Origin of the sequence: Pseudomonas mercuritolerans, from assembly GCF_025706525.1 — a bacterium.
Taxonomy (GTDB): Bacteria; Pseudomonadota; Gammaproteobacteria; order Pseudomonadales; family Pseudomonadaceae; genus Aquipseudomonas; species Aquipseudomonas mercuritolerans.
In genome coordinates this window covers 231359-244491 of record NZ_JAMSHA010000004.1, presented here as the reverse complement: position 1 = coordinate 244491, position 13133 = coordinate 231359, and the positions used below count along the sequence as shown (strand labels likewise).

The following is a 13133-nucleotide window of genomic DNA, read 5'->3' as shown; positions in this document are numbered from 1 at the left end:
TTCCTCAAGCGTCCAGCGGCAACATCCATCTGTCGAGCGCCGAACCTTAATTGCGAACCCTCCTGCACTGGAGGGATTTGTTGTTGGAACGGCATCTCTCCGGCGGGGAGAAATGCACGCTTCTGTCGCTTGTATCGCAAACGTCGTGCCAGATTGGTGCGAATGGCAGCAAGCCTTTTGATATCAGGGGCTGGGGGATTTTCCTGTCACCAATCAGTGAGTTGAGGCATGGCGGATTTCCGCCAACTGAGCATTCAGCGTCCTGCAATTTGGCGGAAATCCGCCTTGTTGCGTTGCCGGCCCGCCGTTACGATCGGTGCCTGAACAAGGATTGCCGCTTATGCGCGAACGCACCATCGCCAGCCATTTCGCCCGTGCCGCCCTTGGCGGTGCACGCCGGCGCGGCCTGGATTATTCAGGCCTGTTGCAGCAACTTGGGATCAGCGCGGAATTGCTCGACGAGCCCCGCGCGCGCATTGCTCCTGAGCAGTTCACCCGGCTGATTCAGGGCTTGTGGCTGGCGCTGGACGACGAATACCTGGGTTTCGGTAACGCCCCGAGCAAGCCCGGCAGCTTCGCCATGATGTGCCACGCCTCGATTCACTGCCGCAACCTGGAGAAGGCTCTGCAACGTGGCTTGTTGTTCTACAGCCTGTTCCCCGACGCCCCACGCCTGACCCTGCGTCGCGAAGACGACTGGGTGCGTTTGAGCCTGGACGACGCGCAGTGGTGGGACCCGGATCATTTTCTCAGCGAGAGTTTGTTGGTGATCTGGCACCGCCTCGGCAGTTGGCTGATCGGCCAGCGCATTCGCCTCGAGCAGGCAACCTTCAGCTATCCGCGCCCCGAGCACGGCAGCGAATACGACCTGCTGTTCCCCTGCCCGCTGACCTTTGACGCCGAGCAAAGCAGCCTGCTGTTTCACAGTCGCTACCTGGCCATGCCGCTGTTGCAGGACGAACGCACGCTCAAGCATTTTCTCGAACGCTCCCCCGCCGACCTGCTCTCACGCCCGGACGACGGCGACAGCCTGAGCAGCCGCCTGCGCCGCTTGCTCAGCCGCGATGCTGCGAATTGGCCTGATCTGGAGGGTGTCGCGGCGCATCTGCATATCAGCCCGCAAACCTTGCGGCGGCATTTGCGTGAGGAAGGCACGAGTTTTCAGGAGCTCAAGGATCAGCTGCGGCGGGATATCGCCATCTACCATCTGGGGCGGGCGGACCTGTCGTTGCAGCAGATTGCCGAGCAGCTCGGATTTTCCGAGCCATCGGCGTTTCACCGGGCGTTCAAGAAATGGACGGGGCTGACACCGGGGGCTTATCGGGCGCAGGAGTTGTGAAGTCAGACGCCTTCGCGAGCAGGCTCGCTCCCACAGGAGAATGCGTTTCAAGGTGGGAGCGAGCCTGCTCGCGAAGAGGCTGGCACTGCCAACCTTTACACCGCCGGAAAATGAATCCTGAACGCCGCCCCGCCCATCGGTGAATCGCCCAAAGCCAAACGCGCGTTGTAGCTTTCGATGATGTCCTTGACCACCGCCAGCCCGATGCCCTGCCCGGGATGCTGGGCGTCCAGGCGTTCACCGCGTTCGAGAATCCGCGCACGCTGATCGAGTGGAACACCCGGGCCATCGTCCTCGACGCACAACTCGATCCCGGCCAAGGACTCGCGCACGCTGACCCGCACTTCGCCGAGGCACAGGCGATAGGCGTTTTCCAGCAGATTGCCGAGCATTTCCAACAAGGCGCCCTGCTCGATCGGCACGTAGCAATGCTCGGGCAGATCAAAGGTCACGCGCACCTGTTTGTCGCGGTAGACCTTGTCCAGCGTGTCGCACAGGCTTTTGAGCACCGGTTGCAGGCGCACCTGATGGCGCACCAGACCGCTTTTGCGCAGGCTGGCCCGTTGCAGTTGGTAGCCGATCTGCTGGCTCATGCGTTCGATCTGGCTTTGCAGGACCCAGGCTTGATCACGGTCGTCGGGGCGCTGGGCCATGTCTTCGCTGACGCCTTGCAGCACCGCCAACGGGGTTTTCAGGCTGTGGGCGAGATCGTCGAGGGAGTCGCGGTAGCGGCTGCGTTGCTGGCGTTCACTGAGCAGCAAGCGGTTGAGCGAGCCGGTCAGGCGCAGCAGTTCACGCGGGTGTTTTTCCGTCAGGCTTTCGCGGGTGCCGCTTTCGATCTCGTCGAGTTCCTGGCTCAATCGGCGCAAGGCCTTGAGGCCCCAGGTCAGGCCGATCCATAACAACGCCAGCAAAACCAGCAATGCCGCGCCGAAGCCCAGATAGAGGTTTTCGCGCAGGCCTTCGAGGGTGGTTTCGTATTCACGCACCGGTTGCAGAGCGACGATGCTGAACGCTGCGCTCTTGCCGCCGAGCAATTTGACTTCGACGTCGTAGACGAAGAACTCCTGACCGCTGGCTTCACGAATCCGCGCGAACTCGTTACCGAGGCCGTCGTAACGCGGTTTGTAGTTGATCTGTTCTTCCTGGGTGGCCTTCGAGCGCCACACCAGTTTGCCGTCGCGGTCGTAGATATAGCCGAGCAAACGGAAGTCGGTGAGGTTGAAGCGTTCGTCCGGCAATTGCGACGGCATCACCAGCCGACCGTTTTCCACCCGGGCGGCGGAGATCAATGTGGTGACGTCGGAGGCCAGGCGTTGCTCGATCGAGTCCTGCAAGGCAAGGCTGAAGGCGCCCTGCATCGCCGGCAACAAAGCGAGCATGAACAACACCGCCAACGTGGTGGCGGCGAGCATCAAGCGAACGCGAAGGGAACGGATCAAGTGCAGCGCTCATTGAACAGGTAGCCGAGGCCGCGCACGGTGTCGATCGGTTTGAACCCGGCCGGGCCTTCGAGCTTGCGGCGCAGACGGCCGACCAGCACTTCGATGACATTCGGATCGCGCTCGTCGTCATCCGGATACAGCTGCTCCATCAAGCGATCCTTGGGCACCACTTGCTGGTGATGGCGCATGAGGTATTCGAGGATGCGGTATTCGTAAGCGGTCAGCGCCAGCGGTTGTTCATCGAGGCTGGCCTGTTTGCGATTGAGGTCGAGCAGCAAAGGCCCGGCAACGATGGTCGACTGGGTGAACCCGCTGGAGCGGCGCAGCAATGCGTTCAGGCGTGCGTCGAGTTCTTCGAACTGAAACGGCTTGACCACGTAATCGTCGGCACCGGCGGCGAGGCCTTCGACCTTGTCCTGCCAGTTGCCGCGCGCGGTGAGTATGAGGATCGGGAAGGTCTTGCCGCCCGAGCGCAACTGGCGGATCAGGTCGAGGCCGCCCATGCCCGGCAGGCCGAGATCGATCACCGCCAGATCGAAGTTGTACTGGCCGGTCTGGTACAGCGCCTCCTCGGCATTGGCCACGGACTCGACCACGTGACCGCTCTCCGTCAGGCGGGTTTGCAGGTGATGACGCAACAGCGCCTCGTCTTCGACGACCAACAGTTTCATGCCTTTCTCCCCATCACTTGAACACTCCAGACACAACCTGTGGGAGCGAGCCTGCTCGCGAAAGCGGTGGATCAGCCAAGCAAGTGTCGGCTGATACACCTTTCGCGAGCAGGCTCGCTCCCACATTCAATCGACGGCAACCGCTTAGAAATAGTAGTTGGCCGACAGGTAGGTCTGCGCGCTGCTGGTCAAGCCCAGCGAGCCCTGTTTGCTGCCGCCGCTCTCTTTCATTTCGGTGCTGGCGTTGCTGCGCAGGTAACGGTAACCGAGTTCCACCGAGGTGTTCTGCGAAACTTGCTGCAACACACCGACCTGGCCACCGATGGCGTAACCGATGTCGCTGTCACGGCTGAAGCCTGGCGAATCCTGCGTCAGCTTGGTCAGACCGGCCGTGGCGCCACCGAACAACTTGGTGCTGCCGCCCACCGGGTAGAACAGGTCATAGCTGCCGAGCAGGTTTTCCTGGCGCAGTTTAACGCCATTGTGCGAGCCGGAAACGTTGTCGTAAGTGGCGTAGTAGCGGCCCTGGCTGTTTTGCTGACCGAGGCGCAAGCCGTAGGTGTTGTTGCCGTCGATGGCCCCGGTAACGTTGGGGTTGCCGAGATTGTTGTTGAGCGCATGGGACTTGTCGATCTTGTCGCTGGTCTGGCCGAACGTCAGGCCGGCGAAGTTGCTGGTGTCGTCGGCGTTCGCCGCGATGCTGGAGCCTAACAGGGTAAAAGCCAGCAGCAATTTGTTTAAACGAGTCATGGGTATTTCCTCTTTCACAGTGCTGTTTGGGTATGACGCAAGATTACTGAGCCACCCCTGTACGGCCCCTGAACCGTCTCTGAACCTGACCTGAACCAGATCGACTAGGCTGTTCTGACCACTTTCATCAAGGAGACCCGACCATGCGCCTGTTCCTCGCCCTCACTTTGCTGGCAGTCAGCAGCTTCACCCAGGCTGCGATCAAGACTGCAGAAATCCCCTACCAAAGCGCCGACGGCAGCCAACTGATCGGCTACTACGCCTATGACGACGCGATCAAAGGCCCACGCCCCGGCGTTGTCGTGGTTCACGAATGGTGGGGGCTGAACGATTACGCCAAGCGCCGCGCGCGGGATCTTGCCGAACTCGGCTACAGCGCGCTGGCCATCGATATGTACGGCGACGGCAAGAACACCGAGCACCCGAAAGACGCCATGGCCTTCATGCAGGCAGCGACCAAGGACGCCGATGCCGCCAGTAAACGCTTCGCCGCCGGGCTCGATCTGTTGAAGAAACAAAAGCAGACCGACCCGAACAAAATCGCCGCCATCGGCTATTGCTTCGGTGGCGGCGTGGTGCTGAATGCCGCGCGTCAGAGTGTGCCGCTGGCCGGCGTGGTGAGTTTCCATGGCGCGCTGGCAACCAAGACCCCGGCGACTCCGGGCAGCGTCAAGGCGAAAATCCTCGTCGAGCACGGTGCGCTGGACAGCATGGTCACTCAGGACCACGTCACCGCGTTCAAGTCGGAGATGGACAAGGCCGGGGCGGATTACCGGTTCGTCAGTCTGGATGGCGCCAAGCATGGTTTCAGCAATCCGGATGCCGATCGTTTGAGCCATGGCGAGCATGGCGGGCCGGATATTGGTTACAACAAGGCGGCAGATGAAAAATCCTGGGCGGATATGCAGGCGTTCTTCAAGAAGATTTTCGGCTGAGTCAGTAGCGACCGAGGCGCGGCCTTCCGCGAGCAGGCTCGCTCCCACATTGGATCCCTGTCGCACAGAAGATCCCCTGTGGGAGCGAGCCTGCTCGCGAAGGCTTCACCGCCGATCTCGACCTCGCCCCGACTAACCGGCAAAATGCCCGCCATGCATACCACCCCCGCCCTGCCCGCCTGCTGCACTGCGCTCGACAGCCACTGGCCGTTGCCGACGGTCCTGGCCGACACCGTGCTGCTCAGTACCCACTTCGACCCGGCACGCCTGCTTGGCGATGACTTCCAGCGCAGCGCTGTGCTGGCGCCGCCGAGCATTCAGCGCTCGGTAGCCAAGCGCCAGGCCGAGTTTCTCGCTGGACGCATCTGCGCGCGGGCCGCGCTGCAACAACTCGAAGGTCTGAATATCGTCCCGCCGATTGGCGAAGACCGCGCGCCGGTTTGGCCGGCGCGCATCTGCGGCTCAATCACCCACAGCACTGGCCGCGCGGCGGCGATTGTCGCCAACAAACAGCACTGGCGCGGCTTGGGCATGGATCTGGAAAACCTGTTGAGCCACGAGCGCGCTGAACGCCTGGCCGGGGAAATCCTCACGCCAGCGGAACTGCAACGCATGGCGGCGGGTTCTCAGGAGCAATTGGCGCTGCGGGTGACCCTGACGTTTTCGGTCAAAGAGAGTTTGTTCAAGGCGCTCTACCCGATCGTGCAGCAGCGCTTTTATTTCGAGCATGCCGAAGTGCTGGAATGGACTGCGGCGGGTCAGGTCAGGCTGCGGTTGTTGACTGATTTGTCCAGCGAATGGCGCAACGGATCGGAGCTGGAGGCGCAGTTTGCAGTGCAGGATGGGCAGTTGTTGAGTCTGGTCAGCATTCCTGCCTGAAGTTTTGCATTGCCTGTTATGGCGCCTTCGCGAGCAGGCTCGCTCCCACAGGGGATTGCATTTCAAATGTGGGAGCGAGCCTGCTCGCGAAGGCGGTATCCCGCATCTCAGCGGCGCTCCTGATTCCTCGGCCAGCTCAGACTGAAGCACGCCCCACCCAGACTCTTGCTCTTGCCAATGATCGCGCGGCCGTCGTGCCAGTGAATGATCCGCCGCACAATCGACAAGCCCAGACCATGCCCGCCCGAGGCCCGCGTGCGGCTATCGTCGAGGCGCAGAAACGGCGTGAAGATCCGCTCCCACGCCACCTCCGGCACGCCCGGCCCGTCATCCTCGACGTCAATCCGACAACGCAACTGGCCGACCTGATAACTCACCGTCACTTGTGAATGCGCATGGCGCATCGCGTTGCCCACCAGATTCTGCAGCGCCCGATGCAGATAACGCGGCTCGGCCTCGACCCAGGCGCCGTCGTTGTCGGCCGATGACAGACACAAACCGCGCTGTACCGTGACCTCGGCGCGCAGCGGCGCCAATTCTTCGATCACCTGATTGACCAGCGCATCCAGGTCGATGCGCTGGAAGGTCAGCGCCGGTGAGCCTTGCTCCAGTCGTGCGTAGGTGAGCATTTCGTCGACCAGCTTATCGAGGTCTTCGATGTCGTGATCCATGCCTTCGCGGTATTTCTCCAGCGCTTGCGGAGTGGTAGCCGTGCCGATCATTTCCAGCCCGAAACGCAGCCGCGCCACCGGCGTGCGCAGTTCATGAGACACCGCGCGCACCAGTTCACGCTGGATCGCCAGCAGTTGCTGCAAGTGCTCGGCCATGCCATTGAACGCCAACGCCAGCCGCCCGACCGAGTCGGCACCGCGCGCTGGCACACGGGTTTCCAGGCTGCCCTTGGCGATCCGCGTGGCCGCCGCTTCGAGGCCGCGCAAACGTCGCTCGAGCTGACGCACCAACAGATAAACGATAAGGCCGATCAGGGTCAGGCCCAGCGCGGCAATCAGTACCAGCCATTCCGGCGGGTACGGATTCATCTGATACAGCGGGCCGATTTCCAGCACCCACGGCGTGCCGACCATACCGGCGAAGACGCGGATCGAATCGCCGCCCTTGCCCAGCGCCATCACCGTGTCGCCCTCGGCCACGCGACGACTCTGGTCTTCGTCCATGTCGGCTTCATTTACCGTGACCAGCTGCAGATCGAAGCCGAAGCCCTTTTCCTGTTTTATCTGCGCCAGACGTTTGGGCTGTTCGCCGACCGGCACCCGCACCAGTTCATCGGCCAGCAGGTAGATGGTCGCCCGCGCCAGTTGCTCGCTGATTTGCTGTACCTCGCCCACCAGCATCATTTGCTCTTTTTCGCTGATCAGCCGATAGACCTTGGCCGCATGTGGCCCGGTCTGCTCGACCAGCGCCTGACCGCGCAGCACACGGGTGCGCTGGGCCAGATCGAGGTCGGTTTCAGAGAATTTCTTCAGTGTCAGCGGTATACCGAGCAGCCGCTCCCACACCAGCAGCGCGCGATGGCGTTCGGTCTGGTTCATCGGCTGCAGGTTGTCGGCCATCAGCGAAAAAGTGCCGTGGGCCAGGCGCTCGCGGTATTGCTCGCTGCGCACCTGATTGAGCAGGTTCAGCGCCAGCACGCCGAGCACCGCCACCAGAATCAGCGCGGCGCACATGCCGCCGTAGATGCGCAGGAAGATCGAATTCACAGCGCCAGGTCTGCGCAGGCTTCCGGGACGAACAGATAGCCTTTGCTGCGGATAGTCTTGATCAGGCGCGGATGGTCGGGGTCGTCACCGATTTTCGGGCGGATGCGTGAGATGCGCACGTCGATCGAGCGATCCTGGCCGTCGTAGCCGATGCCGCGCAATGCAGTGAAGATTTCTTCCCGGGAAAGTATCCGCCCGGCGTTGGACACCAGCAGCCACAGCAGGTCGAACTCGGCGCTGGTCAGCTCGATGCCGTTGTCGCTCAGCCAGGCTTCGCGTAACGCGTTGTCGACCACCAGTGGACCGAATTGCAAACGCCGGGATTTTTCCGCGGCCGGCTCCGGTGTGTCACTGCGGCGCAGCAACGCCTGGATCCGCGCCAGCAACAAGCGCGGACGCACCGGTTTGCACACATAATCGTCGGCCCCCAGATCGAGGCCGTGGATCTGATCGGCGTCGTCGGTGCGCGCGGTGAGCATCAGGATCGGCCCGTCATACTGGCTGCGCACCTTGCGGCAGATGCTCAGGCCATCCTCGCCAGGCAGCATCAGGTCGAGGATCACCAGATCCGGTTGCTCCTTGATGATCCGCGCCGCCGCCAGCGCACCGTTGCCTTCGATCTCCACGCGCAGGCCATTGGCTTGCAGGTAATCGCGGGTGAGCTCGGCCAGTCGCTGGTCATCCTCGACGATCAATACCTGCCAGGTTTGTTGCTCCACCGGTGACCTCTGCTTGCTGTTTTTATTGATATATGAAGGTTTCGCTGAATGAACGCGGCCCCTGTAGGAGCTGACGAGTGAAACGAGGCTGCGATCTTTTGATTGTGGTTTTCAAGAGCAAGATCAAAAGATCGCAGCCTCGTTGCACTCGTCAGCTCCTACAGGAGTCCTCCCGATCATCTGTCATGTTTCAGGAGGATAAAAATGCCCATGCACCCAGCGATTGTATAAACGCCGCTCACCCGGAAAACAAGTCGGTAAATGCGTTCGGACAAGGCGGAATTCTGTGATAGGGTTCGCGCCCTTAAAAAACCGCTGAAGCGTTTTTCCAGGCAAAAAAACAGTGACAAACGGTCTGGCTCAGCAGGTTCGCGGCCTACACGCGTTTTCCCTGTTTCTTACACAAATTACGCACAGGCTTATCCACAGGTAGTACGTTGCAATCCCCCCCTGAAACGCATTATCTTGTAGCACGGCGAAAACAGAGACCCTACATATAGGGTTTTCACCTAAAACGCCCAACCACATTTCAGACCTGAAACTCAAGTGCTTTATGGCCAGTTTCCGGTAGAACAAGCGAGTTTTTTCAAGCCCAAACCGCACTGGCGGATGGCACCGTTTTATTTGGTCCGAAACGGACAAAACGGTATGGGTGTTGCAGTCATGACTGCCACCCGCGAAGGAATCCGGTAGCGAGCTTGTGCTTGCGACCAAAACTTCGGCAAGGACGCGGCGTTGCAGCCTTTTTCCTACTGTTCCGAAGTTTGTAATGCCGACGCCCGTCGGTTGCAGTGCTTCGGTACAGAACGGTGAGCACCATGACGGTGCCAAACAAACATAGAGAATGTGGAGACCACCCCCCATGCAAACCGACACAACTCGCGAGAACCCGCAGGGCACCTTGCCGCAGGCCGCCGATTCGACTTCGGATCTGGCAGCCACCGCGCCTGGCCAGCTGCGCGTGATCAAGCGTAATGGCACTGTCGTTCCTTACACCGATGACAAGATCACCGTCGCTATCACCAAAGCGTTCCTCGCAGTTGAGGGCGGCACCGCTGCCGCTTCGTCGCGAATCCACGACACCGTTGCGCGCCTGACCGAACAGGTCACCGCGACCTTCAAGCGTCGCATGCCGTCGGGCGGCACTATCCACATCGAAGAAATCCAGGACCAGGTCGAACTGGCCCTGATGCGTGCCGGCGAGCAGAAAGTTGCACGCGACTACGTGATCTACCGTGACGGCCGTTCGAAAGAACGCGCTGCTCACGCTCCGGCCGAAGAAGCCGTCAACGCGCATCCGTCGATCCGCATCACCCGCGCCGACGGCAGCCTCGCGCCGCTGGACATGGGCCGCCTGAACACCATCGTCACCGAAGCCTGCGAAGGCCTGGAAGAAGTCGACGGCGACCTGATCCAGCGCGAAACCCTGAAGAACCTGTACGACGGCGTGGCCCTGACCGACGTCAACACCGCCCTGGTGATGACCGCCCGTACCCTGGTCGAGCGCGAGCCGAACTACTCGTTCGTCACCGCCCGCCTGCTGATGGACACCCTGCGTGCCGAAGGCCTGAACTTCCTCGAAGTCGCCGAAAGCGCCACCCATCACGAAATGGCCGACCTGTACGCCAAGGCACTGCCGGCCTACATCGCCAAAGGTATCGAGTTCGAACTGCTGAACCCTGTGCTGGCCACCTTCGACCTGGAAAAACTGGGCAAGGCGATCAACCACGAGCGCGATCAGCAATTCACCTACCTGGGCCTGCAGACCCTGTACGACCGCTACTTCATCCACAAGGATGGCGTGCGTTTCGAACTGCCGCAGATCTTCTTCATGCGCGTGGCCATGGGCCTTGCGATCGAAGAGAAGCAGAAAGAAGACCGTGCGATCGAGTTCTACAACCTGCTGTCCTCGTTCGACTACATGGCTTCGACCCCGACCCTGTTCAACGCCGGTACCCTGCGTCCACAGCTGTCGAGCTGCTACCTGACCACCGTGCCGGATGACCTGTCGGGCATCTATCACGCGATCCACGACAACGCCATGCTGTCGAAATTTGCCGGCGGCCTGGGCAACGACTGGACGCCTGTTCGTGCGCTGGGTTCGTACATCAAGGGCACCAACGGCAAGTCGCAAGGCGTTGTGCCGTTCCTCAAAGTAGTGAACGACACCGCTGTGGCCGTGAACCAGGGTGGCAAGCGCAAAGGCGCTGTGTGTGCCTACCTGGAAACCTGGCACATGGACATCGAAGAGTTCATCGAGCTGCGCAAGAACACCGGTGACGATCGTCGTCGTACCCACGACATGAACACTGCCAACTGGATCCCTGACCTGTTCATGAAGCGCGTCCTCGATGACGGCAAGTGGACCCTGTTCTCGCCATCCGAAGTACCGGACCTGCACGACCTGACCGGTAAGGCCTTCGAAGAGCGCTACGAGTACTACGAAGCGCTGACCGAGTACCCGGGCAAGGTCAAGCTGTTCAAGACCATCCAGGCCAAAGACCTGTGGCGCAAGATGCTGTCCATGCTCTTCGAAACCGGCCACCCATGGCTGACTTTCAAGGACCCGTGCAACCTGCGCAGCCCGCAGCAGCACGTCGGCGTGGTCCACAGCTCGAACCTGTGCACCGAGATCACCTTGAACACCAACAAGGACGAGATCGCCGTTTGCAACCTGGGCTCGATCAACCTGCCGAACCACATCGTCGACGGCAAGCTCGATACCGCCAAGCTGCAACGCACCGTGAACACCGCCGTGCGCATGCTCGATAACGTGATCGACATCAACTACTACTCGGTGCCGCAAGCGAAGAACTCCAACTTCCGCCACCGTCCGGTCGGTCTGGGCATCATGGGCTTCCAGGACGCGCTGTACCTGCAGCACATCGCCTACGGCTCCGACGCTGCCGTCGAGTTCGCCGACAAGTCGATGGAAGCGGTCAGCTACTACGCGATCCAGGCTTCCTGCGACCTGGCCGACGAGCGCGGCGCCTACGAGACGTTCAACGGTTCGCTGTGGTCCAAGGGCATCCTGCCGCTGGATTCGCAACAGATCCTGATCGAACAGCGTGGCGAGAAGTACATCGACGTCGACCTGAAGGAAACCCTCGACTGGGCACCGGTTCGCGCCCGTGTACAGAAAGGCATCCGTAACTCGAACATCATGGCCATCGCACCGACCGCGACCATCGCCAACATCACTGGCGTTTCGCAGTCGATCGAACCGACCTACCAGAACCTGTACGTGAAATCGAACCTGTCGGGCGAATTCACCGTGATCAACCCGTACCTGGTTCGCGACCTGAAGGCTCGCGGTCTGTGGGACTCGGTGATGATCAACGACCTGAAGTACTACGACGGTTCGGTGCAGCAGATCGAGCGCATCCCGCAAGAACTCAAAGAGCTCTACGCGACCGCGTTCGAAGTGGACACCAAGTGGATCGTTGACGCCGCCAGCCGTCGTCAGAAGTGGATCGACCAGGCCCAGTCGCTGAACCTGTACATCGCCGGCGCATCGGGCAAGAAGCTCGACGTGACCTACCGCATGGCCTGGTACCGTGGCCTGAAAACCACCTACTACCTCCGTGCCCTGGCCGCGACCAGCACCGAGAAGTCGACCATCAACACCGGTAAGCTGAACGCTGTTTCCAGCGGCGGCAACCACGGCGACGATTCGGTTCTGGCCGCTCCGGCAGGTCCGGCACCCGTGCCAAAGGCGTGCGCGATTGACGAGCCGGATTGCGAAGCTTGCCAATAAGCTGAGCTGAGATCAGGCGTTGCGAGACGCCTGATATCTCAAGGCAAGAGAAAACCCCCGACAGACTTCTGGTTTGTTGGGGGTTTTGTTTTTTGAAGGGCCTTGGCGGCCTTTGGGCCGACCGGGCTCTTGAGGTTTTGGGTGTATATCCGTTGCTGCGGGTGTTGCCGCTGGCGGTTTCGCTCTTACAGCGAGTCACCTTTTTCAGACGCCAAAAAGGTAACCCAAAAGGCTTTGCCCCGGCGTACGGCCCGCTCGCTAAAGCTCGGGGTACCTTCGTTACGGGACCGATCCGGGCGCAGCGGCTACGGTTTGCTTCGCTGCACCTCCTTCCGCTGTGTACGACTGCGTCGTACGGTCGCTGCGCTCCCACACCCGGATCGATCCCGTAACGAAGCCTGCCGAAGGGGCAAAAGATCAAGAGCCGGATCAAAAGCCAAAACAAAACCAAAACCAAAAGCAAAAGCAAAAGCCAGATCAAAAGATCGCAGCCTTCGGCAGCTCCTACAGTTGGATCGAGTGTTACCTCAAGACCAGGTCGGCCGCCAGGCCGCCTTCGCGAGCAGGCTCGCTCCCACAAAAGCAAAAGCAAAGCAGCGCAGCTGCCGCGGCGAAGCCGCCCCACTCAACAATGAGCGCAAGCTCGAGTGCTTTTGATCTACGGGCGACGTCGGAAGGCTGAGTGGAGGGATTGATCCGGGCGTGGGAGCGCAGCGACCGTCTGGCGCAGCCAGACACAGCGGAAGGAGGTGCAGCGAAGCAAACCGGAGCCGCTGCGCCCGGATCGATCCCGCAGCGAAGGAACCCGAGCCTGCGAGGGCCGAACGCAGGAGCAAGCCTTTTGGGTTACCTTTTTGCTGGGCCGGCACTCGGCGTTTGAAAAAGGTGACCCGCCGTAAGGGCGGAACCGTAATCAGCAA

General features: G+C 60.9%; 9 protein-coding genes. 4 read left to right on the top strand and 5 right to left on the bottom strand.

Annotated features, from left to right (window positions below; all coding sequences use genetic code 11):
• Positions 1–340 precede the first annotated feature (340 nt).
• On the top strand, positions 341–1339 hold the full coding sequence (locus tag ND528_RS13190; protein ID WP_130909946.1) for an AraC family transcriptional regulator: 999 nt from the start codon (positions 341–343) through the stop codon (positions 1337–1339).
• A 95-nt stretch (positions 1340–1434) separates the two neighbouring features.
• On the opposite strand, the gene ND528_RS13185 is transcribed toward ND528_RS13190, so the two are convergent.
• The 3 genes from ND528_RS13185 to ND528_RS13175 all read right to left on the bottom strand — a co-directional run bounded on the left by ND528_RS13185 (position 1435) and on the right by ND528_RS13175 (position 4205).
• Positions 1435–2781: an ATP-binding protein gene (locus tag ND528_RS13185; RefSeq protein ID WP_130909944.1), complete on the bottom strand. Its 1347-nt coding sequence runs from the start codon at positions 2779–2781 to the stop codon at positions 1435–1437.
• Positions 2778–3455 carry a response regulator transcription factor gene (locus ND528_RS13180; protein ID WP_016773623.1) on the bottom strand — a complete coding sequence of 226 codons (678 nt, stop codon included), beginning with the start codon at positions 3453–3455 and terminating at the stop codon, positions 2778–2780. Before ND528_RS13180 ends, ND528_RS13185 begins: the two co-directional genes overlap by 4 nt.
• Before the next feature lie 144 nt (positions 3456–3599).
• The gene (locus ND528_RS13175) at positions 3600–4205 is read right to left on the bottom strand and encodes a hypothetical protein (RefSeq protein ID WP_130909943.1); all 606 of its coding nucleotides are present in this window, start codon (positions 4203–4205) and stop codon (positions 3600–3602) included.
• A gap of 143 nt (positions 4206–4348) precedes the next feature.
• Here ND528_RS13175 and ND528_RS13170 point away from each other — a divergent pair, with 143 nt between their 5' ends.
• Complete coding sequence (locus ND528_RS13170; protein ID WP_263470490.1) at positions 4349–5140, top strand: dienelactone hydrolase family protein; 792 nt, start codon at positions 4349–4351, stop codon at positions 5138–5140.
• A 153-nt stretch (positions 5141–5293) separates the two neighbouring features.
• Complete coding sequence (locus tag ND528_RS13165; protein WP_263470489.1) at positions 5294–6019, top strand: 4'-phosphopantetheinyl transferase family protein; 726 nt, start codon at positions 5294–5296, stop codon at positions 6017–6019.
• A gap of 107 nt (positions 6020–6126) precedes the next feature.
• Here the strand turns inward: ND528_RS13165 and ND528_RS13160 are convergent, their stop codons facing one another.
• Positions 6127–7737 (bottom strand): ATP-binding protein, encoded by a 1611-nt coding sequence (locus ND528_RS13160; protein ID WP_130909940.1) that lies wholly within the window; start codon positions 7735–7737, stop codon positions 6127–6129.
• A complete protein-coding gene (locus ND528_RS13155) occupies positions 7734–8456 on the bottom strand; it encodes a response regulator (protein WP_024013985.1) in 723 nt (240 codons plus the stop codon). Before ND528_RS13155 ends, ND528_RS13160 begins: the two co-directional genes overlap by 4 nt.
• A gap of 862 nt (positions 8457–9318) precedes the next feature.
• Here ND528_RS13155 and ND528_RS13150 point away from each other — a divergent pair.
• Complete coding sequence (locus ND528_RS13150; protein ID WP_263470488.1) at positions 9319–12213, top strand: ribonucleoside-diphosphate reductase subunit alpha; 2895 nt, start codon at positions 9319–9321, stop codon at positions 12211–12213.
• The last annotated feature ends 920 nt before the right edge of the window (positions 12214–13133 follow it).

Bases quoted from the DNA above. Each gene is read 5' to 3' on its own strand.
- ND528_RS13170 (WP_263470490.1), top strand. From the start codon at position 4,349: ATGCGCCTGTTCCTCGCCCTCACTTTGCTGGCAGTCAGCAGCTTCACC.
- ND528_RS13180 (WP_016773623.1), bottom strand. From the start codon at position 3,455: ATGAAACTGTTGGTCGTCGAAGACGAGGCGCTGTTGCGTCATCACCTG.
- ND528_RS13165 (WP_263470489.1), top strand. From the start codon at position 5,294: ATGCATACCACCCCCGCCCTGCCCGCCTGCTGCACTGCGCTCGACAGC.
- ND528_RS13190 (WP_130909946.1), top strand. From the start codon at position 341: ATGCGCGAACGCACCATCGCCAGCCATTTCGCCCGTGCCGCCCTTGGC.
- ND528_RS13175 (WP_130909943.1), bottom strand. From the start codon at position 4,205: ATGACTCGTTTAAACAAATTGCTGCTGGCTTTTACCCTGTTAGGCTCC.
- ND528_RS13150 (WP_263470488.1), top strand. From the start codon at position 9,319: ATGCAAACCGACACAACTCGCGAGAACCCGCAGGGCACCTTGCCGCAG.